Genomic DNA, 26,610 nt, shown 5'->3' with positions numbered 1-26,610 from the left:
AAAGCTCTATGAATGCACTTCAGAAAAAACTACTCAAACTAACCTTTTTCTTCCTTACTACCTTCACCTTTGCCCAAACCGCCAAGGTGGAGGTTTTACAGGATGAAAATGGAACGCAATTGGTCGTAAACGGTGAGAAATTTATGATCAATGGCATGAATTGGGATTACATTCCAATAGGAACCAATACGGTCAATGCCGAATTCTGGAAGAAGTCCGACGATGTGATCAAAGCCGGACTCGATACGGAGATGTCGCTTTTAAAAAACATGAACGTAAATGTCATACGTCAATATACTGGGGTCCCTGCCAAATGGATCAAGTATATCTATGAGAATTATGGTATTTATACCATGCTTAATCATTCGTTTGGGCGGTATGGATTAACATTAGATGGTGTATGGACTCCTGTAACGATCTATGACGACCCTAAAACCCAAGAATTCCTGATGTCTGAAATGGAAGAGTTGGTGAAGGGCTATAAGGATACACCTGGTCTCTTACTTTATTTACTGGGGAACGAGAATAACTACGGATTATTCTGGGCAGGAGCGGAAACCGAGGATTTTCCCGATGATGAAAAAGAAAAGGAATTCATAGGGGAAAGTCGTGGTCGTCCAATGTATCGTTTAATGAACGAAGCTGCGAAAATGATGAAGGCGATGGATGGTTCGCATCCGGTAGCCATATGTAACGGAGATGTGCTTTTTATCGATATTGTCGCAGAGGAATGCCCGGATATCGATATTTATGGTACCAATACATACAGAGGTGTTTCTTTTGGTGATATGTTCCAGGTGGTAAAGGACAAATTGAACAAACCTGTGCTGTTCACCGAGTTTGGGGCGGATGCTTTCAACGCGATCGAAAATAAAGAAGATCAAAAAGCCCAGGCTTATTATATGGTAGGCAATTGGAAGGAAATTTATGAAAATGCGGCAGGCCTGGGGAAAGTAGGGAACTCTATAGGTGGATTTACTTTCCAGTTTAGTGATGGGTGGTGGAAGTTTGGTTTCGACGACAGGGAAAATGCCGACGTGCACGACACCAATGCTTCATGGTCCAACGGGGGATACGCCATAGATCTGGCGGCTCCCGGGGCAAATAATATGAACGAGGAGTGGTTCGGCATCTGTGCCAAAGGGCCGACCAATCCTAGGGGTTTGTACGATCTATACCCGCGTGCGGCCTACTATGCATTAAAGGAAGCACATCAATTGAATCCGTATGAAGAAGGGGTCGACTTGGATTTTGTAGAAAACCATTTCGATAATATCGAAATCATGGAAGCGGTTTTAAAGGCTAGGGGCGACAGGGCCGCCCTGTTGGGGGAACAAAGCAAATTACTGCGCATAAGCAACCTACAGGCGAAATTGGCGACCTTCAGTACAGGCGGCAGCTTGATTACAACTCCGGACAATGCCGACCCTGATGATCCCCTGACGTTTCCGAACCAATTGGGATTTGATCATATGCAGTCCTATTTTATCGGGGTAGAGGGCAACCCGGCACCGAATATGCGAGCCGAGGTGAATCTCAACGTGGTAGGGAATGTAGCCCAAAACCCTATAAACGAGATATTTTACGAAAATAGGGCTAGACCCATTACGGTAACCTCTCCCGATGGTGATGTAGTATTGGCCGACAATAATAGGGTTGCCGTATATCAAGCGGAGTTTGAGTGGAAGGCAAAAGAATTCGATTTAAGGGGGTTTTACAGAACTGGCCATTACCATTGGGGCTATGAGGGAGACTTTTTTGGGTTCTATCCGGAGGCCAATTACGGTCCGAACTTGGATATCTACAATGGGGAGATACTCGGGGCGGAGATCGATGGAAAAGGGGTGCTAAAAGGTTTAAAAGCGGCCATAGGTCCCCAATTATGGTGGGGAGCAAATCCTACCATGCTTTTCAAGTACCAAAAACATATTGGAAAATTTGATGTAACCGGTATTTATCATAGGGATTTTGAAACGGAAGTAGTGTTGGACGACAACGGCCGACGCATTTTGGACGCAAATCAGGTACGAAGTGGTGTAATTCCCCCATGGCCTACCGAAAGGGCCGCGCTAGCAGTGGAAAGGGAGTTTGGTAAATTCGGCGTAGAGCTAGGGGGTATTTGGGCTGGGAGCCCATTGAACGGTATTACCTTTCAGGATGTTAGGGGTACCCCGGGCAACTACGTGGTATATGAAGATCGAATACAAGCAAGCGACAACTGGGGAGGTAAATTAAAGATTACCTATGAAGGTGGTAAATTCAATTGGTACGGTCAAACTGCCGCGATGGGTCTTATTGCCAATGGTGGTGCCGATCAAACACTGACCTTTACCGGATGGAAGCTGAGGGATACGGGAAGCGGTAACCAAGTAAATATTTTATCCGGATTTACCTTTGCAGCCGGAAATTTCCAGATCGCCCCCAATTTTATGTGGCAAAAACCGTTGGTCGACGCCATGCCCAATGATGTTCAGGGGCCCGGACGCCTACGAAATATCATTGACGATCCTTTCTCGGTTCGTGCGAACAGGGAGACCACGGCCGGTGAACTGCTGATTACATATGACCCGACTCCCGGCACCTGGATGTATGAATGGGACAATGACCGCTCCGAAGATGCAAAGTTTGCCATGAATTTGGGCTTCGTTTATCGTCATCTCCCGACCACAATGGACGCCCATATCGGGTTTCAGGCCGATCGGACCTTCTTCGCCTTTCCCAATTCGGCCCCCGCGGAAGACTTATGGGAAGTCCACTCCAGAATGGTCTCTAAACTTGGACCGGATTTGGGTATTATCGGTAATTTCTACTATGGAAATGGACAGGGGAATGGAGATTCAGAGCGATTAATTAGGCGTTTCGGTGGCGACGTTCGAATGATTTATAAAAAATTTAGATTACAGTACACCCAAAAAATTAATGATTGGGGACCTTATGATTACCATCGAGATTTTAACTTAACATTCCCGGTCCAATTGATGTTGGATATTTCTACCACCCTTGGTAAACCTGACTGGTTCATTTTGCCCAGTACTCAAGTAGGCATCCGCGGTACATGGCGATCACTAAACGAGTTCTCACCTCGTTATTCGCCAATCGCTGTACCACCGAATACATTTCCCCCCGAACCTATTCTGAGCCCGGTCGGCTTTGATAATGGGCAAGAGTGGGAAATCATGACATATGTACATATCAATATCGGGCAATAAAAAGATGGAAAAGATGAAAAATTTCAAATATAGTAACGTACGATTTGTACTTCTTCTGGCTTTCGGTATTACTGTTTTTTTCAGTTGTGAAAGGGAGTTTTCGGAGGATGTGGAGTTTGCAACTTTTAATAACTCGGGTGAGGTTTTTACCGATGCGCCCGTAGGTTTGGGAAGTGATTTTTATTTTCCTTTTCTGAACGCGAAGGCCACCGCTTTTTCGGTCGATGAGCAGGTTGGTTTCGAAAGTGACGCCTCTATCCGGATTGATGTCCCCAACGCCGATGATCCGGAAGGGAGTTTTGCCGGTGCCATCTTTAGAATAGATGGGTCGGGAAGGGATTTGACACAATTCGATGCACTGACGTTTTATGCAAAAGCTTCCCAAGGTGTAATTATCGGGGAAATTGGTTTTGGGCAGGACTTCGTGGAAAACAAATTTCAAGTAACGAGGACGAATGTCGCCCTGAGTACCAACTGGGTAAAATATGTTATTCCCATTCCCGACCCCTCAAAACTCATTGAAGAAAGGGGAATGCTTTGGTTTTCAGCGGGAACTAATTTAACATTTGGGTTCGGATATACCTTTTGGTTAGATGAAGTAAAGTTTGAAAAGCTGGGGACGATAGCACAACCCCGTCCGGCCATTTTTAACGGCCAAGACGTTACAGAGCAAGCCTTTACGGGTTCCAATCTGATTTTGGGAGGTCTTACGCAAACCTTTAATTTGGAATCTGGAATCAACCAAACGGTGATTGCTGCACCTTCCTATTTTAAGTTTACCTCTTCCGATGTTGATGTCGCTCAAGTAAATGAGTTGGGGGAAGTTGCCGTTATCGGTGAAGGAACGGCAACTATTACGGCTCAACTGGCAAATGTGGGGGCACAGGGATCTCTGGAAGTAACGTCTATAGGTGGCCTTCAAGCGGCCCCGACACCAACACGACCTGCAGCCAATGTAAGTTCTATATTTAGTGATGTTTATCCGAATGTTACGGAAAGCAATTTTTCACCAGGTTTTGGCGGATCGACCACAGAGACGTCGATTACTACGACCAACGGTGATGCGGTCCTGACATATGCCAACAATAACTTTACTGGAATTATATTTGAAAATACGGTAGACGCCTCGGCACGGACTTTCCTACATGTTGATGTTTATGCACAGGCTGCTGGCACTGAGGTGGAAATTCAAATTAGGGATGTCGGAGCCAACCAAGAACTTGAAACGGATGTAAATACAGGATTCCCTATCGGGGATGATGTGGACCTTAGATTCACTTTAAATAATCTAACAGTAGGCCAATGGACTTCCTTTGATATACCACTTGACGGAGATTTGGCTACCCAGAGAAACAATCTTGGAGCCCTCATATTAATAGGCGGTCCGAACTTCATATTTGACAACATTTACTTCTATACAGAATAGTGCAGTCCTGAAAATTGAAAAGAATGGTTATGAAACATATACAGATAAAAACAATACGATCTATTGCTCTAAAATGCGCAATAGTAATCTCACTTGGGCTTACATCGGGCTGCGAAACAGAGGACACCCAGACCGTGGCGACCTTTACCGAGCTGACCATGCAAGACGAGTTTGATGTCGATGGTGCTCCCAACAGCACTCTATGGGCCTATGATATAGGTACCGGCGAAAACGGTTGGGGCAATCAGGAGCTACAATACTACACCGACCGATCGGAGAATGTGACCGTACAGAACGGGAATTTATTGATAACTGCCAAACAAGAAGATTTTCAAGGTTCGGGCTATACGTCGGCAAGACTGTTGACCAAAGATTTGTTCGAGCAACGGTACGGTCGTTTTGAAGCGCGAATCCGTTTGCCGTACGGGCAAGGCATTTGGCCCGCATTTTGGATGCTGGGGGCCGATATCGATGAAAACCCATGGCCTGGTGCAGGGGAAATCGATATCATGGAATATCGCGGGCAGGACCCGACCGTTCTGATAGGTAGCATACACGGTCCCGGATATTCCGGTGGAAATGCGATATCCAAGGAATACAAACTGGAAAATGACCGGTTTGACACCGGTTTCCACATATTCGGTATCGAATGGGGTCCCGATTTCATCAATTTTTATGTTGATGATATCCTTTACAATCAAATTACCCCTGAAGATGTCGACGAGGAAACTAATGGTGAAGGAACATGGGTCTTCAATAAACCCTTCTACATACTTATGAACCTAGCTGTTGGTGGCACTTTTGTCGGCTCCCCTAACGAAGAAACTATTTTTCCACAAACCATGTTGGTAGACTATGTGAGGGTCTATAAAAACACAAACGCAAACTAAAAACGAATTACTATGAAAGAATTAATAAGAAAGTCCAAGCTTGTTTTCATATTCACCTTGGCCGTATCCTTTTTTGGTTGCGATGAAGACGACGATGCGAATTTGCCGAAAGTAGTGGCCGGATTTACCTTTACTCAAAACGGGGACACGGGTACGGTTACGTTTATAAACATCTCCGAAGAGGCAAGCTCCTATAAATGGGATTTTGGTGACGGCGATACCTCTACGGAAATCAATCCCGTCAAAACTTTTGCCAGTGGTACCTTCACGGTAAAGTTGGAGGCTTCAAACGTAGCAGGGGCCTCGGATACTTTTGAGGATGAAATTACCATCAGTATCCCGGAACCTCTGGCGCCAATAGCATTGCCCATTGTTTTTGACGGCACCAATGTTGGTTATGATGCCATTGTAGGGGACAATATCGGCTTCTCGATAGTAACAAACCCCGAAACGGGCAATGGAAACACCACCAATGTTGGACAAATGATAGCCGGTGGCGGTCAATTCCAAAATGTGCAATTCCCTTTGGGAACGGCAGTAGACTTTGGCGGTGAAAATAAGACGATTCAGTTGGAGTTGTTTTCTTCTGAACAAATCGCTGTTTTGGTCAAGTTTGAAAACGGTGAGGGCGGAGCTAGGGATGTAGAAGTTTTGACAACGCATACCGGTTCTGGCTGGGAAACCTTAAGTTTTGACTTTGCCGTCGATGCAGTAGCTAGTTTCATTGATGGTGATTCCCAAAATGGGCAGCCTTTGGTTCCGGATGGTCAATATGGTCAAATGATATTATTTATTGGGTTTAATGCTGATCCTGGGGTTGAGGGTACTTTCTTAGTGGATAATATTGTTCAAAACGCCGGCGATGGTGGTGGAATGCCCACCGAACCGACCATGGCGGCACCAGCACCGACCCAGGATGCGGCGAACGTGACTTCGGTGTTCAGTAATGCTTACACCGACGCATCGGGGACCAACCCCAGGGCATTTGGCAACGATGGCGGGGCCACGTTCTCGGAGATCCAGGTGGCCGGTGATGATGTATGGAGCTATGCCAACACCAATTTCGTGGGGCTACAGAATGATACAGGTTTTGACGGAAGGACCCACTTCAGTATGGACATTTGGGTGGCCGAGGATGTTTCGTTCAGGGCCGGTCTCATTTCCTTTACCGACCCCGTTTCCAGGGAGGACGTAGAGGTGAACTTGACAGGTGGTCAATGGAATAGCATCGATGTGGCGCTTGCCGATTTGGTACCCTCACTCGGCAGTGAAGGGCCGTTGCCCGACGACCCGACGATCAACCAGATCATCTTCGACGTTCTGGGTGATGGGGTAGAGGCGAACATCTTTGTGGACAATGTGTTTTTCTATACCGCCGATGGTGGTGGAATGCCCACCGAACCGACCATGGCGGCACCAGCACCGACCCAGGATGCGGCGAACGTGACTTCGGTGTTCAGTAATGCTTACACCGACGCATCGGGGACCAACCCCAGGGCATTTGGCAACGATGGCGGGGCCACGTTCTCGGAGATCCAGGTGGCCGGTGATGACGTATGGAGCTATGCCAACACCAATTTCGTGGGGCTACAGAATGATACAGGTTTTGACGGAAGGACCCACTTCAGTATGGACATTTGGGTGGCCGAGGATGTTTCGTTCAGGGCCGGTCTCATTTCCTTTACCGACCCTGTTTCCAGGGAGGACGTAGAGGTGAACTTGACAGGTGGCCAATGGAATAGCATCGATGTGGCGCTTGCCGATTTGGTACCCTCACTCGGTAGTGAAGGGCCGTTGCCCGACGACCCGACGATCAACCAGATCATCTTCGACGTTCTGGGTGATGGGCTAGAGGCGAACATCTTTGTGGACAATGTGTTTTTCTACACGGCCAGTAGCGGTGGGGGTAGTGGTGGATGTACCGATACCGAAATAGCGGCTACAGCGCTTCCATTAGATTTCGAAGGCTGTGAAACGTTCCTTTCTTCCCAGAATTTTGGAGCGGGGATTACCTCGGAACTGGTCGCGAATCCGTTCCAGACCGGTATCAACACCTCTGATTTTGTTTTGCAGGTAGACAAGCCTACGGGCTCGGATTTCTTTGCAGGAATTCAAAATGTATTTCCATCAAATTTTGATTTAACCACGACCGATACATTCAAAGTCAAAGTGTATTCCACAAAAGCCAACGTGGTTTTTAGGTTTGAGCTGCTTGCCAATCCGAACGATGGTAGCATCGGAAATCCAGCCCCGGTTTTTGTAACCATTCCAAATGCCAATGAGTGGACAGAGGTTGAATTTACGTTCATAAACCTACCTGCCTCACCGACGTCATACAGCCAATTGGTTATAAAACCGGATAATGACCAGACGGATAGCCCTATCACTTCCGGAGGCACATATTATTTGGATGATTTAATCCTGGAATAGTCGGGTAGTACACAACAATACTGGAAAAAGGCTGGCTTGGAGTGTCCGGTTGCTAGCTTTTTTCCAAAGTTTAGCCTTACTTTTAAAGCAAAGGCAATCAATGTATTGGTTGACCTATATTTTGGGCAATTCAAAAAACAGGAAATGGAAACAACCGACGACGTAATCAAAATGAACAAATCCTACACGGTGTTGATCAGCCTGATCGTTGCGTTGGGGGGATTCCTTTTGGGCTTCGACAGTGCCGTCATCTCAGGAGCCGTTAAAGGAATAACCGTATATTTTGAAATGACCGAATGGATGTTGGGCTTTTCGGTAGGGTGTGTGATTTTTGGCGCAATGGCGGGAAATCTGATGGCGGGCCCGTTAGCGGATAAATTTGGCAGAAAAAAAGTATTGATCGTTGTGGCGGCCCTTTTTACGATATCGGCAACTTGGTCGGCTTTGGCCACCGGGTATATTGAATTTATCACGGCGAGGATCATAGGCGGTATCGGCATAGGTGGTGCTATCTTGATAGCGCCCGTGTACATTGCGGAGATAGCCCCACCCAAACTTCGAGGAAGTTTGGTTTCCTTCAATCAATTGAATATCGTTATCGGCATTTCGGTTGCCTACTTTTCCAATTACTTTTTGGTCAATTTGGAGGGGGAAAGCTGGCGGTGGATGTTAGGCGTGGAAGCCATCCCCGCCTTGATTTATTTCCTGGCGCTCTTTACGGTACCAAGAAGTCCTAGATGGCTCATTCAAAAACTGAACAAGGTTCAATTGGCCCGCAAAATCCTACAGAAGATCGGTGGTGAGGAATATGCCGAAATAACCATTTCGGAAATACAACGGGGAATCGCAAAGAAGGAGAAGAAAGGAACGCTTTCCGATTTGTTTCAAAACAAGTATACGACCATAATGATCATTGCTTTTGGGATCGCGTTCTTTCAACAGATTACAGGAATCAACGCCATTTTCTATTATGCCCCGACCATTTTTGAACAAGCCGGTGGCACGACCGATTCCTCTTTTCTTCAGGCAATTGTTGTAGGGTTGACCAATTTGGTGTTTACCTTGGTTGCCATTTGGTTGATCGATAAGTTGGGAAGAAAACCCCTGTTATTGATAGGCACCACATGTATGACCATTGCCTTGGTAATGGCAGCTGTCGCTTTTAACAACGCTTCCTACAGTTTTAGCGGGGAGACACTGGGTAAAATTGACGACCAAGAAATGAGGATGGCCCTATCCGATTTGGATGGTAGATCATTTGAAGGACAGGCAGCGCTGTTTAAAGAAGTGGAATCAAAGTTGACTGCGAATCAGTTTTTAGACTTTAAGCGAAACCGGATTACCAACTTTATACGGATAAATGCTACCTTGGTGCTCGTTGCCATTCTGTTGTACGTAGCCTCTTTTGCGATTTCCCTGGGTCCTGTGATGTGGACCCTAATTTCCGAGATTTTTCCCAGTAAGATAAAGGGAATCGCAATATCCGTGGTTGGTTTTTTTAACTCGCTGATAAGTTTTTCGGTCACCCAGGTTTTCCCTTGGGAACTATCAAATCTGGGTCCTACGATTACTTTTGGGATCTATGCCCTACTTTCCCTTTGTGCGATTCTCTTTGTTTATAAGTACGTGGTTGAGACCAAAGGAAAAACCTTGGAGGAAGTGGAGGAATTGTTGATTAGAAAATAAAACAGGATTAGTAATTCAAATAGAACAGAAATCGTTTGGAATTCATTGGATAGCGGTTGTTAGAAAAAAAAGGATGGGCACAAATTCAATTTTTATAGGAAATCAAAAGGCGGTTTATGATGCAGACGCGGTAAACGGGAAACAAGTAGTCTTTGAAAACGAAGTTTATTATAAAATTTCGAACTACGATGCCATGCGTCCGTTCTTTATGAGCATTGTAAGTGATTCCAATCACTGGATGTTTATATCGAGCAATGGTGGATTATCCGCTGGAAGAAAAAATTCCGAATCGGCGTTGTTTCCATATTATACCGATGATAAAATCACCGAATCTGCCGATATAACGGGAAGTAAAACCATATTCCAGCTTCATCTGGATGGTAAAACGCATCTATGGGAACCTTTTTCCAATAGGTATTCAGGTATTTATACTATCCACAGAAATCTTTATAAAAATAGTTACGGTAATAAAATTGTTTTTGAGGAGGTCAATGATGATTTGGGACTCACTTTTCGATACCATTGGAATTCAAGTAGTCAATTTGGTTTTGTTAAAAGGGCGACTATTGGGAATAATCGCGATGAGGCGATTGAAATAACAGTTTTGGATGGCATTCAGAACATTATGCCTTATGGTGTCAATTCCGCTTTGCAAAACAATAGTAGCAACTTGGTGGATGCGTACAAAAAAAATGAGTTGGAAGCCGAGTATGGCCTCGGTGTTTATGCCCTAAGCGCAATCATTGTGGATCGGGCCGAACCCAGTGAAGCCTTAAAAGCGACCACGGTCTGGTCCACTGGAATCAATAATGCGACCTATTTGGTTTCTTCCCTACAATTGGATGCATTCAGAAAAGGGCACCAACTCCGACAAGAGACGGCTGTAAAGGCCGAAAAGGGAGCCTATTTTGTTTGTGCCGATATCTCCTTGAAATCCGGGGATGAAAGGCATTGGATGATCGTGGCGGAGGTAAATCAGTCTCGGGGGGCTATTGCAAAGATTACCGACAAAATAAAGAACAGGAAAAACCTGTCCCAAATCGTTCTAGAAGACATTGAAAAAGGATCAAAGAACCTCTTGGCGTTAAACGCAGGGGCAGATGCCATGCAATTGACGGCTGATAAATTGAGGAATACCCGTCACTTTTCAAACACGCTCTTCAACATCATGCGGGGTGGTATTTTTGATAACAACTATACCATTGAGAAGGCTGATTTTGTACAGTATATTCAAAACGCGAATAAGGAAGTATACCAAGAAAAGAGGATAGCGTTGGAAAAACTTCCGGAGGAGTTTGGGCTTAATTACTTGAAACAGCTGGCCGATAACGAGCATAACAGCAATTTCAAAAGACTGGCTTTGGAGTACATGCCGTTGAAATTTAGTAGAAGGCACGGTGATCCAAGCCGTCCGTGGAATAAATTCTCAATCAACACGGAGACGGATGATGGTAAAAAAGTATTGGACTATGAGGGAAACTGGCGCGATATTTTTCAAAATTGGGAGGCGTTGGCGCATTCCTATCCGGCGTTTATCGAGAGTATGATCCATAAGTTTCTCAATGCCACAACCTTTGATGGTTACAACCCGTACAGGGTCACGAAAGACGGCTTCGACTGGGAGGCTATCGAACCGGACGACCCCTGGTCATACATCGGGTATTGGGGCGATCATCAGATTATTTATCTTTTGAAATTTCTGGAATTCATTGAAAACCATTACCCGAACAAACTGGCTGCCTATTTTAACCAAGACATGTTCGTATACGCCAATGTACCCTATAAGATAAAGGACTATGCCGATGTACTCAAAAACCCGAAGGACACCATTGTCTTTGATGCCGAATTGGATGCTGAAATCAACAGGGACCGGGAGCGGAAAGGAGCCGATGCGGCCTTGTTAAAGGGTGCGGACCAATCCATCTATCAGGTCAACCTACTGGAAAAACTGTTGGCTACGGTATTGGCAAAAGTATCCAATTTTATCCCTGAAGCAGGTATTTGGATGAATACGCAGCGACCGGAATGGAACGATGCCAATAATGCGCTGGTGGGTAACGGTGTTTCCATGGTGACCCTTTACTACCTGAGAAGATTTTTAAAGTTTTTCGAAGGCTTGGTTCAACATACGTCGGAAGAAGAATATCCAATCTCAAAAGAACTGATCGCATTCTTTAATGGGGTACGGGATACACTTCTCGTCAACCTACCCATTCTTTCCAATAAAGTTTCGGACTCGGACAGGAAAACAGTGATGGACGGATTGGGGAATGCAGGTAGCCAATACAGAAAGACCATTTATGAAAATGGTTTTGCTTCCAAGAAGGAGAAAATAACAAGGGGGGACATATTGCAGTTTGTTCAGGTTTGCCTTACATACCTTGAGCATAGTATTGAGGCCAACAAACGCGAAGATAATCTATACCATGCCTACAATTTGATGACCGTTAAAAACAATACGGAGGTATCTATTTCTTACCTGTCGGAAATGCTCGAGGGTCAGGTAGCCGTTTTAAGTGCCGGCTATCTCTCGGCAAAAGCGTCCTTGAGCGTATTGGATGCGCTTAAGAATAGTACGCTGTTTAGACCCGATCAATATAGCTACATCCTGTATCCGAATAAGGAATTGCCTCGTTTTACCGAAAAGAACAACATCCCATCTGAAGAAATAGAAAAATCAACCTTGGTACAACAGCTTTTGAATGATGATAATTCACAGATAATTGAGAAAGATATCAATGGCGACTATCATTTCAACGGTTCTTTCAACAATGCCGAAAGCTTAAAAAAAGCCTTGTCGCAGTTACCGAATGAATATGACGAATGGATTACTAAAGATAGGCAGCTTTTATTGGATATTTTTGAAGAGGTTTTCGACCATAAGTCGTTCACGGGGCGGTCTGGAACCTTCTTCGGTTATGAGGGTCTTGGCTCTATTTACTGGCACATGGTCTCAAAGCTATTACTGGCCGTTCAGGAAACCTGCTTAAGAGCCATTGAAAAAAAAGAAAGTGAGGAAACCATAGGGAAGTTGTTAGCGCATTATTACGAAATCAATGAAGGCATTGGGGTACATAAGTCCCCGGAATTGTACGGTGCTTTTCCAACGGACCCGTATTCCCACACGCCAGCAGGCAAAGGCGCTCAGCAACCGGGTATGACAGGCCAAGTGAAAGAAGACATTCTAAGTAGGTTCGGGGAGTTGGGTGTTTTTGTGAAAGAAGGAAGGTTAACCTTCGACCCACGGTTGTTGCGAAAAGAGGAATTTTTAAAAAACGCTTCAACCTTCACCTACATATCGGTCGGTGGCGAAGTGAAGAATATGGAATTGGAAAAAGATTCCCTTGGCTTCACCTATTGCCAAGTACCCATGGTCTATAAATTATCCGAGGCTACAGGTTTGAAAGTGCTCATGGCCGATGGTTCATCGATGGAAACCATTGGTCATCAACTTGACTCGAAAACCAGCAACAGGATATTTGGAAGAACGGGAGAGGTGGAAAGTATCATTGTGTCAATGGAGAAATGAAAAGTGGATAGAGGTATGAAGAATCGAAAAAAAAGTACTACGATGATCACCATTATGCTGCTCATAGCATTGGTGTTCTCATGCAAAAACAATTCGGAAACAGAAAACAAAACGGAAAAAGTGACAAAGGAATCAAGTGTAAGTGCCAAGGATATTCTAGGAAACCCGGCGTATTTGGCCATGTCCTATGGCGGGTATCGACATGTAGACCATGACATTGAGCCTACTCTGGACGAGCTTAAGGAAGATATGAAAATCTTGGCGGCAATGGGCGTAAAAATTATACGTACTTACAAGGTTCATTTGCCTCATGCCTCGAATGTCTTACAAGCGATCAGCGAATTGAAGAAAGAAGACCCGGGTTTCGAAATGTATGTGATGCTCGGTGCATGGATCGACTGTAAAAATGCATGGACCGATCAAGAACCCGATCATCATCAGGAAAGTGTAAGGAATGCGGTGGAGATCGAGGAAGCCGTCAGATTGGCAAAACTGTATCCCGATATCGTTAAAATAATCGCGGTAGGTAATGAGGCCATGGTCACCTGGGCTACAAGCTATTATGTACAGCCGAGTGTCATTCTGAAATGGGTAAATCACTTACAGGACCTAAAGAGGGCGGGAACATTACCAAAGGATTTATGGATAACGAGCTCGGATGACTTTTCGTCCTGGGGTGGGGGAGATGCAAGCTATCACACCGGGGATCTGGAAAAACTGGTGCGGGCCGTCGACTATATTTCGATGCATACCTATCCCTATCATAACACACACTACAATCCAGCATTTTGGGGTGTTCCTGAAGATCAGGAGGCACTATCGGATATCGAAAAAATCGATGCGGCCATGGTGCGGGCATTGGAATTTGCAAAATCACAATATGATAGCGTATCCAACTACCTAAAAAGTCTTGGAATTTCCAAACCCATTCATATCGGTGAAACAGGCTGGGCCACGGTTTCAAACGGCCATTACGGCCCTACCGGTTCAAAGGCGACCGACGAGTATAAGGAAGGCTTGTATCACCGACTCATGAGGGATTGGACCAATGAATCGGGTATATCGTGTTTCTATTTCGAAGCCTTTAACGAGCCTTGGAAAGATGCCCAAAACGCCAAGGGGTCTGAAAATCACTTTGGACTGTTTACGATAAACGGCCAGGCAAAATATGCTATTTGGGATTTGGTCGATAAGGGGATTTTTGAAGGCTTGACAAGAAACGGAAACCCAATCACCAAAACGTACGATGGGGATAAAGGGGAATTGATGAAAACAGTATCGGTGCCTCCGACCGCGAACGAAATTGCGGCACATCAATAATAAGTGTCCTAAACCTTTACCTATGAAAGTGTTTAAGTATGGCATATATATCCTAATCACTTTTCTCATGCTTAGTTGCGATGAAAAACCGGAACCCCTGCAAGTCGAGGTCTTTGAAAGTTCGGCAAATGGAAATAAGTTGACCCGGCTTACGGAGTTTTCAACAGCGGTCGAGGCGGTTGATGTCAAAATAATTCCGGAAGAAAAATTTCAGACGATTACCGGATTTGGTGGTTCTTTTACCGAAGCTTCGGCCTCATTACTGAACCAGATGGGCAAAGCAAATCGAACCGGGATTTTAGAAGCTTATTTTGGGGAAAGTGGGGCACGATATTCATTGACCCGCACCCATATGAACTCGTGTGACTTTTCGCTGAGCAATTATTCCTATGCGCCAGTTGAAGGAGACATCGAGCTAAAAAACTTCTCGATTGAGGAAGATAAAGACGATATTATCCCCATGATCAAGGATGCAATGGCACTATCCAAAGATGGCTTTAAGATCATATCATCGCCGTGGACCGCACCACCATGGATGAAGGATAACAACGACTGGAGGGGTGGGAAGCTTCTGCCGGAATATAGGGCTACCTGGGCCCAATTCTTTTCCAAGTATTTGGATGCCTATAAAGAACAAGGCATAGGTATCTGGGGGTTTACCGTTGAAAATGAGCCCTTGGGGAACGACAACAACTGGGAGAGCATGCATTTCACTGCAGAGGAAATGACCGATTTTGTCCAAAATGACTTAGGGCCCACCCTTGAAGCCAACGGGCACGATGTAAAAATATTGGGCTATGACCAAAACCGGGAACATCTGAAGGAGTGGGTCGATGCAATGTATGCCAATGAGGAAACCTCAAAGTACTATGACGGCACTGCAATACATTGGTACGCAAGTACGTATGAAGTATTTCCGGATGCCCTGCAATATGCGCACGATAAAGCACCGGATAAACATTTGATACAGACCGAAGCCTGTGTAGATGCCGAAATTCCCAAATGGAAAGAGGATGCCTGGTATTGGAAAAAAGAGGCGACCGATTGGGGTTGGGATTGGGCCCCGGAGGAAGATAGGCACCTACACCCAAAATATGCTCCGGTGAATCGCTACGCAAGGGATATTATCGGATGCTTGAACAATTGGGTAGACGGTTGGATCGATTGGAATATGGTGTTGGACAAGCAAGGCGGACCCAACTGGTTTAAAAATTGGTGCGTTGCCCCGGTAATAGTAGATCCAAATAATGACGAGGTCTATTTCACCCCCATTTACTACGTTTTAAGTCATTTCAGTAGATTTATCAGACCAGGGGCAAAACGTATCGGGTTTGAAAGTTCAGATTCCAACTTATTGGTTACGGTGGCTGAAAATTTGGACGGTTCCATAGCGGTAATTCTTTTTAATGAAGGAAACGTTGGGAAAAGCGTACGCTTAACCCTTGGAGAAAGCAATGTAGTTATTGCAATAAATGCCCAGGCCATTCAAACCATAATAATCAAATAGAACCAACGAAACTACCGTAATGTGGAATACCACCGACTAAACGAAGAAATATGGGTCAAGTAAAAACACTTTCAAAAGACAAAGTCCCTGTAGGGCAAAAGTCCGCCTTTGGGGCAGGCCATTTTATACTGAATATATTGCCTGGAACCTTGGGTGTCTTTATTCAGTTCTTTTTGCTAACAGCTTGGGGTGTAGATCCCTTATGGGCTGGACTCTTAGGGGGGCTGCCAAGGATATTTGACTCGATAACGGATCCGATAATGGGTTTCATTTCGGATAATACCAAATCGAAATGGGGCCGGAGGAGACCCTATATTTTTGTCGGTGCAATTATAAGCGGTATTCTTTTCTTTTTAATGTGGCAAATCGATGATAATGCGTCTCAGTCCTATATCATTTGGCATGTAATGATTCTTCAATTACTATTCCTTATTGGTAATACGATGTTCGCAACACCATTGGTCGGCCTTGGCTATGAAATGACCTCAGATTACAACGAGCGTACCCGATTGATGGCTTTTTCCAATACGATGGGTCAAATTGCATGGATGATCGTGCCATGGTTGTATGTAATCATTCCAGACTCGGAAACGTTTAATACACAAACGGAAGGGGTACGTACGATGGCCCTTATTGTCGGAGTGATGTGTATTGTTTTTGGAATCCTGCCGGCAATGTTTTGCAAAGGTATCGATGCCTCTCATATGGAGAATCGAAAAGAAATAAATTTCAAAACGCTTGCCGCGAACATGAAAGATTTGCTAGCCGGGATTGTACAGGTTTCCAAAAACAAACCCTTTATGAAACTGTGTGGTGCCACGTTTTTAGTCTTTAATGGATTTCAATTGGTGGCCGCATTCGGCGTTTTCATCATTGTATTTTATATGTATAACGGCAGTTATGAAATTGCCGGTACATGGCCGGCGTGGTTCAACACCATAAATGCAATGATAACGGCGTTTTTGGTAATCCCGATAATTTCAAAAATGTCGGATAAATTCGGTAAGAAAAAAGCCTTTATTATTTCTACGATCCTTTCAATAGTAGGGTATCTTTTAAAGTGGTGGGGCTTTGATAAAGAACTCAATCGCCAGTTTAACGAAACAGGTTTGGGGAAAGGATTGACCTCGGCGATCGGTTCTCTTTTTGAATGGTTGAACCCAATTCTTGATAGTATAGGAATGTCTTGGTTCTCTATCGATCCCGGGAATGATATTCCTTGGCTTATTTTCGTGCCTATTCCGCTATTCGCTTTCGGTATGGGCGGGCTGTTCACTTTAATGATGTCTATGACCGCCGATGTATGTGATTTGGACGAATTGGAAAATGGTATGCCCAGAAAAGAAGGTACTTTTGGGGCGATTTATTGGTTGATGGTTAAAATAGGTCAGTCGATTGCCCTTGTTTTAGGGGGATTGATTTTGAAGATTGTGGGGTTCGACCCTAATATTACCGAACAAACCGTGGAAACCATGAACAGGCTGAGAATTGCCGATATCGTAGTTCCATCGCTTACCGCGGCACTCGCCGTATGGGTGATGTGGAAGTATAGCTTGTCAGAACAAAGAGCTAAGGAAATCAAGGCAGAGTTGGTAAAGCGTAGGGGAGAATTATAACAAAGGTATTAAATAGATAAAATATAATGTCATATAGAGAAGGTCATCATTTTTCACTCGCGAAACACAATTATGAAAGACACGCGGGTGTGGATTTTAACAAAATTCCAGAAGACGAATTAAGGGCACTTTGGTTGGAAACACTTCAAGGCGGAATGCACGGGATTTGTTTTAGCATGTATGAAGATGGGCAACAGCCAGGGGATATCATCACTGAAGGGCAGGTAGCAAGAAGAATGCGGATTTTAAAGCCTTACACCAAATGGGTACGTTCCTTTTCCTGTATTGAAGGAAACGAGCACATCCCTAAAATTGCACATCGACATGGACTTAAAACCTTGGTGGGCGCTTGGCTAAGTGATGATATGGAGACCAATGAAACGGAACTGCAAGCCTTGATAGCATTGGGCAGGGAAGGTTGTGTGGATATTGCTGCGGTTGGCAATGAAGTATTATACAGGGGAGAGTTGAACGAGGAGCAATTACTTGCCTACATGCAAAGGGTAAAGGAAGCGATACCGAATATTCCCGTAGGATATGTAGATGCCTATTACGAGTTTACCAATCATCCGAAAATAACGGAAGCCTGTGATGTGATACTTTCCAATTGCTATCCCTACTGGGAGGGATGTCCAATAGAATATTCCTTGAACCATATGCAACAGATGTTTGGGCAGGCCACGGATGCCGCAAGGGGTAAAAAAGTAATCATCACGGAAACCGGTTGGCCAAGTCAGGGTGAACGGTTGAAAGGAGCGATTCCTTCTGCGGAAAATGCCATGAAATACTTTATCAATAGCCAGGTATGGGCTGCAAAAGAGAATATTGAAATGTTCTATTTTTCATCCTTCGATGAATCTTGGAAAGTAGGAGCGGAAGGCGATGTCGGGGCTTATTGGGGCCTTTGGGATAAAAATGAAAAATTGAAGTTTTGATCGGCCAGTAAATAGCAAGCCGTTCCATAACGCTTCGAATTTCGTACATCCTATACGCATAAACGCCTCCTTTCTTAGAAACGCTGTCATGATAACCCCAACACGCTGTTCCGGATGACCAGAAGGTTGCAATTGAGCTGCTGAAATAGTAGCAGTGTATGGTTACAAGAATATGGGTGGAATCCAAAGCCAAGGTCGTCGATTTCCGGAACCCGAAATCCGATGTCCAATTATGGAATCGCGCAGGTAAAAGGTTTCGATAGCCTGAAAGAACAATATTGTATACCTTTAAGCTTGGACATTCGAAAGGATACGATGCATGCCGACACCATTTCTACAAATACATCCAAAGGATAATGTACTGGTCGCTTTGGTCGATTTGCCAAAAGGTGCCCACATACATTATGGCACGCTCGATTTTCCCTTGATACAGAACATAAAGGCCAAACATAAGTTTGCCATACGACCCTTTTCGAAAGGCGATGAAATCGTAATGTATGGCGTTTTGGTGGGCAAGGCTACCCGGCCGATAGCCCAAGGGGAATCCCTTAGTACCCTGAATACAACGCATGCCGCCTCGGAATACCAAATCGGAGCGGACAAACCGTCTTGGAAAGCCCCCGATGTAACTTTCTGGAAAGACCGCACTTTTGAGGGCTACCACAGGGCCAACGGAAGGGTAGGCACCGCTAATCACTGGTTGGTAATCCCCTTGGTTTTTTGTGAAAACCGAAACATAGAGGTATTGAAATCCGCATTGTTGAAATCCCTAGGCTATCATACCACCACCGATTTTATGGTCGATACCGAAAGCCTGGTCAATTCGTATAAGACAGGAGCGTCCACGGAGGATATTCTATCTACCGATATCATCAGGACCCCGGAGGACATTAAACAAAAAAGAATCTTCCCCAATGTCGACGGCATTAAATTCCTGAACCACGACGGCGGTTGTGGGGGCACCCGGCAGGATTCGAAAACACTATGCAGCCTTTTGGCAGGTTACATCACCCACCCGAATACGGCGGGTGCCACTATTTTAAGCTTGGGATGCCAGAATGCCCAATACAAGATGTTGGAGGAGGCCATCACCGAAAGAGACCCTCATTTTTCCAAGCCCCTACACGTACTGGAACAGCAAAAAAGTAAAAACGAACGACATTTTATAGAGGAAGCTGTCAAAAAAACCTTTTTGGGTTTGATCGAAGCCGATAAGGTAGCACGCCGCCCCGCCGCTTTAAGCCACTTGGTGTTGGGACTGGAATGCGGGGGATCGGATGGGTTTTCAGGTATCTCCGCCAACCCGGTTTTGGGAGCCACGGCCGATTTACTCATTGCGCTGGGAGGAACCGCCATGCTTTCCGAATTCCCGGAATTGAACGGAGTTGAACAGGAATTGATCAATCGCTGCGAAACGGACACCGATGCGGAAAAATTCGCTAACTTGATGCAATCGTATTCGAATCGTGCATTGGCAGTGGGCGCTGGTTTTGACAACAATCCCTCACCGGGAAACATTAAAGACGGCCTTATAACCGATGCCATGAAGTCGGCGGGAGCGGCTAAAAAAGGAGGCACAAGTCCTATTACCGACGTGTTGGATTATGCAGAACCGGTTTCCAAAAAAGGATTGAACCTACTCTGTACCCCCGGAAATGATGTGGAGAGCACTACAGGCCTCGCCGGTTCGGGCGCTACCATTATTTGCTTCACCACGGGACTCGGAACACCTACCGGAAACCCTTTGGCACCGGTGATAAAGATTTCCAGCAACAACGACCTTAGCCGGCGCATGGCCGATATCATCGATTTCAACACCGGGGACATTATAACAGGTTCCGCTTCGGTGGAAGAAAAGGCCGCCGATCTATTGGAATATATCATTCAAGTGGCCAGTGGTAAAAGTATCCCTGCCGCTGTGCGATTGGGTCAGGATGATTTTATACCTTGGAAACGGGGCATTTCACTCTAGTACGAATGAAAAAACTCGATAGGGCCAATACAGACAGTGACAAAATACTACCTATAAAAGTGATGCAGTTTGGTGGTGGTAACTTTCTCCGTGGCTTTGTCGATTGGATGGTACAGACCTTAAACGACCTCACTGATTTTAAAGGAGGTGTAGTGGTCGTAAAACCTACCGAACATGGGGATTATCAACTCCTAAAGTCGCAGGACGGACTATTTACAGTGATTTTGGATGGCATATCGAGCGGCGAATCGTTTACCGAAATAAAACAGATAGACTGCGTGCAGGGCATCATCAATCCGTACACGGAATGGGAGCGCTATTTGGAATTGGCACAGCAGTCCGATATCCGTTTTGTGGTTTCCAATACCACGGAGGCAGGTATCCGATTCAATACCGAGGACCGCTTAGCGGACAGTCCACCAAAGGAATTTCCGGCCAAATTGACCGTTTGGTTGTACCGTCGTTTCCAGCATTTCGCTGCCGATACTTCTAAGGGGTGCATCATACTGCCCTGTGAGCTAATAGTCGATAACGGGTTTGTCTTACAGGAAACCATACTGCAGTATTCGGAGCATTGGGGGCTAGGGGATGCGTTTGACAATTGGATAAAGACCAACAACTATTTTTGTAACACCTTGGTAGATCGTATCGTGTCCGGTTATCCAACAGATAGGGAAAAACACTTCCAAAACAAACTAGGATATAAAGATGAATTGATGGTGGCCGGGGAGTACTACCACAGTTGGGTAATTCAAGGTCCCGAGGTGGCTCAAAAAGAGCTTCCCTTTTCCCAAACCGCGCTGAACGTTTTCTTTGTTGAGGAATTGGCTCCCTATCGGGAAATGAAGGTCCGAATACTAAACGGAGCCCATACGGCAATGGTGCCTGTGGGCTTTATGTTGGGAATGCGGACCGTAAAGGATTGTATGGCGGATGAGGCAATGAGCCATTTTGTGAAATCCCTGTTGCAGGAGGAAGTAGCACCCACCCTTGACTTACCTGACGACCGGAAGCAACTTTTTATTGCCGATGTTTTGAATCGATTTGAAAATCCGTTTGTAAAACATCGTCTGGAAAGTATTGCCCTAAATAGCATTTCCAAGTTCCGGACGCGGTTGTTGCCTACCTTGAAAGATTTTTATGACAGGTACCAGGAACTCCCGGAACGTATCGTATTCGTGCTTGCCGCATTGATACGATATTATAAAGGGGAATTCAAAGGGTCAATAATTGAGTTGCGCGACGAGTCGGAAAGTATCCAATTCTTCGCCGAACAATGGGCGAAATATGAAGGTAAGGAGTCGTCTATGAAAGCGCTGATAGTCGCTATTTTGTCGAACAAGTCACTTTGGGGAACCGATATGACCGCTTTTGAAGGGTTGGCGGAACGAGTTACGCGATACGGTGCGGCTATCGAACAAGAAGCCGTTCATAAGACATTAATGTCCTTGGACAACTTCTAGGGTAGTAAAAAAGGGTTGAAATGATTTTCAACCCCTTTATCCCTTCAAACCCTATTTCTTGGAAGACAAATCGAAATCCAACGAAATAGGTTAGCGAAATTAAAGCGAAGTGGCCGGTTCCTGGGTCTGTGCCTGCGCTTTCGAATTCGCATTTCTACTACGAACCCAAAACAATAGAATAGTAAAGAGTACAATGAGTATGGCAGGGAAGGAAACCATGGTGCCCAACGTTGCTTGTCCGGCCACCAATTCAAGCTCGTCACCAGTGAGTCCGGCCGCTGCGGCCGCTGCTTTATCGGAATCGATCCATCCCCCGATGATCGGTTGGAAGATAGAAGTGGAAAACATTCCTACCGCCCCGATGATAGACATGCCCAAAGCACCACTTTTTGGAATTTTATCGGCTATGAAACCAATCATGTTCGGCCAGAAGTAGGCGACCCCAAGCGCAAAGAATATGGCGGCAACATAGGCCATCCCGCCTGTCTGGGTACTAAATAAATAAACACCTATCGTCGCTAAGATAGCGGAACCAAGAAGCACTCCCGTCTGGTCGAATTTATGTACCATATCCCCACCAAAATAACGGGCAACCGCCATCAGACCCGTTACTAACGCAAGCACCAACATGGGTTGTGCCCCACTTTTGGCCAAAATGAGACCTACCCACTGTTGAGGCCCAAATTCAGTGATAGCGGTAAGCGCCATGCAAATAATCATGAAAAGAAACAATGGGGATACCATTGCCTTTAGGTTTCCGGCAAGGGTGGCCGCTTCCTGCACCTTTGCCTTGGGCCAACTTTGACCAAAGAACAAATAGGCATAGATCAAGGCAGGTATTAAGATGACCCATATCTGCGTTTCCCAACCAAAACCGGCATCGGTCATAAACTTAGAGACCAAACTTCCGATGACGATGCCGCCGGGGAACCACATGTGAAAACGGTTCATCATCTTACTCATCCTATTCCCTTGATAAGCATCGGCTATCATAGGGTTACAAGCAGCTTCGGTACAGCCGTTACCCAGTCCGATAAGCAAGGTGGAAATCAATAGACCAATATAACTGCCCGAATAGATGGTCATGATAATCCCGATGGCATGGGCAAAAAAAGCGAACTGCATAATTATTTTGCCACCTACTTTGTGATAGATAAGACCCCCGATAACCATCGAAATGGGGAAACCTAAAAACCACATCGAATTGATGTAACCCAGCTGTTCGGCGGTAAGACTTAATTCCTCTCCGAGTTGCGGTAAGATGCCCGCACGAATGCTAAATGATAAGGCTGTGGTAATTAACGCAAAACAACTTCCGTAGAAAAGTCTGTTGGCGTTCACTGATGTCGAATTTCCTGTATTGTCCATAAATTAAAACGTTTGGTTGTTTATGAATTTATTCCCTGAAAATAGTTTTCAGAAAGGTTGAATTTGGTATCAATCCGAGTGAAAAGATAGTTTAAAATTATTTTATCCATAAAAAAATCGATGGGATTTTGAGATTTTAACGGCCTCGGCAAAAAAAATGTCACAATTTACCGACTGAAAAACAAAACCAATAGTACGTTATGAATATGAAGACTATATTTGCACACCTCAATCTTAGCTAATATGAACAGAACGCTTTCCTTTCTTTTAATTGTCTTTTTTACATTCATATTTTCGTCCTTGTCGGGTCAAGTAACCATTAGCGGTGAGGTAAATGATAGCCATGGCGAACCGATGGTGGGTGCAACCGTTGTATTGGAGCCGGTACAACGTTTTGCCGTGACGGATGCCAAGGGAGCTTTTAACATTCCCAACGTCGATGCCGGGGAATACACTTTGGTAATCACCTATGTAGGGGCGAAGACCTATCGTGAATCGCTGACCATTAATTCCCAGGATATAACGTTGTCCCCGACCTTGGAAGACGACCCGCTCAACCTACAAAACGTGGTGGTTACGGGTGTTTTTGATCCGCGAATTCAATTAGAGTCGAGTACGGCGATAACTACCCTCGAGAAAGAGGCCTTGCAACGCTTGGTACCCAGAGGTACCGCGGATATTTTGCAAGCGATCCCCGGCGTCTTTACAGATCCATCCGCCGGGGAGGTGTTCACCAGGGTATATGCACGTGGGATTTCCGCTTCGGCAGAGGACGATATAGGTTGGTACTATGTATCGTTACAGGAAGACGGCCTTCCGGTAAGTCTCATACAACATTCCTATTACACTCCGGAATTATTCCATCGCATGGATCTTACTACCGAGAAAGTGGAGGCCATACGTGGGGGAAGTGCCTCTATCACGGCCTTGAACGCCCCAGGGGGTATATTCAACTTCATTTCCCAAGGCCCTAAAGATCAATTCGGTGGAGAGATTTCGTTACAGGGAGGACTCCAAGGCGAAAATAATCCATTGACCCGGATAGACGGGACCTTGGGTGGCCCATTGGGGAATAACTGGTTTTTCAATCTCGGAGGACACTACCGAAACGATGAGGGAGCACGCAATACAGATTTTACCTTTAGCAAAGGGGGGCAATTAAAAATGAACATCATTAAAAGGACCAGTGGTGGATATCTTAAGTTTTACGGCAAAATATTGGATGATTTTACAAATCGCTATACCGGGGTGGCCGCTACCGATTGGGACGATCCAAAAGCTGCTTTTGGGCAGGATTTCAATACAACGGCATTGATGATGCCGGGTTTTGAATCCAATATTCCCGATCCGGGAAGACTGGACGAAGGCGCGACCAATGGTTTTGATCCTTCCCAAGGAGTACACGCCCAAGACCGGGCCTTTGGTGTCGATTTATTTCAAGAGCTGGGTAAGGATTGGATACTTCGTTTCAATACAAAATATTCCCGTAAACGTGCTAATTGGCAAACTTCTATCAGTAATAATTTTGTAAGCCTGGCAGATCCCACGTCCTATTTCCTAGGGGGAGGATTCGATGGTTTTGGTCAGGTAGTGTTCCGGGACGCCCGAACCGGTACCGAATTGGCCCGGGTCGATAACACAGGTACCTTGGCGGCCTTTCAGGGAGGATCACCTAGTTTCGAATATCTGACCGATGGGCGACTCCCAAACGATGCCGTCATGGGTACGGCCGCTTGGTATAAAGACAATGCGGCCGACGAGCTCATTGGGGAAGTGAGCCTCTCAAAAAATATGGAGAATCACGACTTGACCCTAGGTGCTGCCTACGGTTTTTCCGATACCTCGATGTTCACCCAAGGGAGCTTTGGTTTTGTCACCTATGAACCCGATCCACGAATGCTTTCCGTTACTTTGGAAAACCCGGGGCAGCCAGTAATTGAATTTACCGATGCCAATGGTTTAAGTAGTTATGGTGGACTTTTTTTTATTAATGCAAGGGCAGATGTAAGCCAAATAGCCGCTTTTGTAAATGATCGATGGAAAATACAGGAAAACCTATATCTCGATGCCGGACTGCGTTACGAGTCCATAGGACATGACGGAAGTAAGGATCGATGGATTAATCTGCCAGATGAAGGTGGGGTCGATGGCGATGTTACCACCGCATTTGATAATTTCCTCCGCGTTGCGTCGGGTGAACGGGATTCCTTCGATTTTACCTATGACTACCTGTCCTATTCTGCAGGGCTCAACTACACTTTTAAACAAAATGTTGCCGTTTTTTTTCGATTTTCCCGAGGAAACAAAGCACCGGAACTGAATTACTACTTTAATAACTTCGAAAATGTACCCATAAATCAAGCTGCTGAAATCCAAAAAATAAATCAAGCAGAGCTCGGTGTGAAGTGGGGAGGTAATCAATTCTCTTTTACCACCACCGCTTTTTGGAGCCAGTTAAGGGATATCGCCACCACTAACTTCGAGTTCGACGAGGAAAGTGGCAGTATTTTTTACACACCCGTGCAGTTCAATGATTCAAGAACCATCGGGCTGGAGTGGGAGAGTGCCTACGCCGTCACTCCCGACCTCGGTCTAACGTTCAACGGAACGCTCCAAAATGCGGTAGCGACACAATGGACCATCTATGATGCAGCGGGAACAGTGGATATTTCCGATGACTCGATAACCGACTTCTCGGATAACGAGCTTCCATTCAATCCAAATATCATGTTTAATTTGGGTACTGAATATGAAAAGGAAAGGTTCAACGGATTTCTTAGATGGCAGTTCATGGGCGAACGGGAAGGAAACGTCGCGAATGCATTTCAACTTCCTTCCTATAGCATTTTCAATGCCGGCCTTGGATATGCCATCAATGAAAATATCGATGCAAGTATTCTCGGCACCAACCTCTTGAATTCGGCCGGCCTGGCCAATTTCTTTGGTGCGAACAGTTTTGGGGCAAATGCGAACGGGGTCACTACCGAGTTTGTACAGTCCAATCCCAACGCTAGTTTTGTGGTAGTACCGGTGCTTCCGAGGGCGGTCGTACTAAAGCTGAACTATCGGTTTTAGTTATTAATGTCTGTCCGCAACAAGACCTGATCTTAAAACACGATATGGGACGGGCGGACATTCGAAGTAAGACTTATTTGGATTCTATGAATTTCTATGCAAGGAGTTGCTACTTCGATAATATTTCGTCATATGTCTTACGTCTTTAAGTCCTAAATCCGATGTAGGTGTGCAAACAGATGGG

14 protein-coding genes are annotated in these 26,610 nt (G+C 45.4%); 13 read left to right on the top strand and 1 reads right to left on the bottom strand.

From position 1 onward, the window contains the following. Positions 1–8: 8 nt before the first annotated feature. The 12 genes from FK220_RS09255 to FK220_RS09200 all read left to right on the top strand — a co-directional run bounded on the left by FK220_RS09255 (position 9) and on the right by FK220_RS09200 (position 21,983). Positions 9–3,209, top strand: coding sequence for a glycoside hydrolase family 2 TIM barrel-domain containing protein (locus FK220_RS09255; protein WP_152574028.1), 3,201 nt, complete (start codon positions 9–11; stop codon positions 3,207–3,209). Between the two features lie 13 nt (positions 3,210–3,222). Then, positions 3,223–4,635: a glycosyl hydrolase family 16 gene (locus FK220_RS09250; protein ID WP_152574027.1), complete on the top strand. Its 1,413-nt coding sequence runs from the start codon at positions 3,223–3,225 to the stop codon at positions 4,633–4,635. Positions 4,636–4,664: 29 nt separating this feature from the next. Then, complete coding sequence (locus FK220_RS09245) at positions 4,665–5,525, top strand: glycoside hydrolase family 16 protein (protein WP_152574026.1); 861 nt, start codon at positions 4,665–4,667, stop codon at positions 5,523–5,525. Positions 5,526–5,537: 12 nt separating this feature from the next. Continuing rightward, the gene (locus FK220_RS09240) at positions 5,538–7,955 is read left to right on the top strand and encodes a PKD domain-containing protein (RefSeq protein WP_152574025.1); all 2,418 of its coding nucleotides are present in this window, start codon (positions 5,538–5,540) and stop codon (positions 7,953–7,955) included. A gap of 36 nt (positions 7,956–7,991) precedes the next feature. Further along, on the top strand, positions 7,992–9,641 hold the full coding sequence (locus tag FK220_RS09235) for a sugar porter family MFS transporter (RefSeq protein WP_317168321.1): 1,650 nt from the start codon (positions 7,992–7,994) through the stop codon (positions 9,639–9,641). 73 nt (positions 9,642–9,714) lie between these two features. Then, positions 9,715–13,170: a hypothetical protein gene (locus FK220_RS09230; protein ID WP_152574023.1), complete on the top strand. Its 3,456-nt coding sequence runs from the start codon at positions 9,715–9,717 to the stop codon at positions 13,168–13,170. A 15-nt stretch (positions 13,171–13,185) separates the two neighbouring features. Further along, entirely contained in the window at positions 13,186–14,490 is a 1,305-nt protein-coding gene (locus FK220_RS09225) for a glycosyl hydrolase family 17 protein (protein WP_152574022.1), read from the top strand. 22 nt (positions 14,491–14,512) lie between these two features. Then, entirely contained in the window at positions 14,513–15,997 is a 1,485-nt protein-coding gene (locus tag FK220_RS09220) for a glycoside hydrolase family 30 protein (RefSeq protein WP_152574021.1), read from the top strand. A gap of 50 nt (positions 15,998–16,047) precedes the next feature. Next, entirely contained in the window at positions 16,048–17,613 is a 1,566-nt protein-coding gene (locus FK220_RS09215) for an MFS transporter (RefSeq protein ID WP_152574020.1), read from the top strand. Between the two features lie 26 nt (positions 17,614–17,639). Next, on the top strand, positions 17,640–18,548 hold the full coding sequence (locus tag FK220_RS09210; protein ID WP_152574019.1) for a glycoside hydrolase family 17 protein: 909 nt from the start codon (positions 17,640–17,642) through the stop codon (positions 18,546–18,548). Between the two features lie 319 nt (positions 18,549–18,867). Next, a complete protein-coding gene (locus tag FK220_RS09205; protein WP_152574018.1) occupies positions 18,868–20,520 on the top strand; it encodes a UxaA family hydrolase in 1,653 nt (550 codons plus the stop codon). Positions 20,521–20,525: 5 nt separating this feature from the next. After that, on the top strand, positions 20,526–21,983 hold the full coding sequence (locus tag FK220_RS09200) for a tagaturonate reductase (protein WP_152574017.1): 1,458 nt from the start codon (positions 20,526–20,528) through the stop codon (positions 21,981–21,983). A gap of 99 nt (positions 21,984–22,082) precedes the next feature. Here FK220_RS09200 and FK220_RS09195 read toward each other — a convergent pair whose 3' ends face one another. Continuing rightward, on the bottom strand, positions 22,083–23,351 hold the full coding sequence (locus FK220_RS09195; protein WP_152574016.1) for an MFS transporter: 1,269 nt from the start codon (positions 23,349–23,351) through the stop codon (positions 22,083–22,085). Positions 23,352–23,594: 243 nt separating this feature from the next. Between FK220_RS09195 and FK220_RS09190 the strand changes: the two genes are divergently transcribed. Then, on the top strand, positions 23,595–26,426 hold the full coding sequence (locus tag FK220_RS09190) for a TonB-dependent receptor (RefSeq protein WP_152574015.1): 2,832 nt from the start codon (positions 23,595–23,597) through the stop codon (positions 26,424–26,426). Positions 26,427–26,610 lie beyond the last annotated feature (184 nt).

The organism is Pelagihabitans pacificus (genome assembly GCF_009371985.2).
Lineage (GTDB): Bacteria > Bacteroidota > Bacteroidia > Flavobacteriales > Flavobacteriaceae > Pelagihabitans > Pelagihabitans pacificus.
This window is presented reverse-complemented; position numbering and strand designations above follow the sequence as displayed.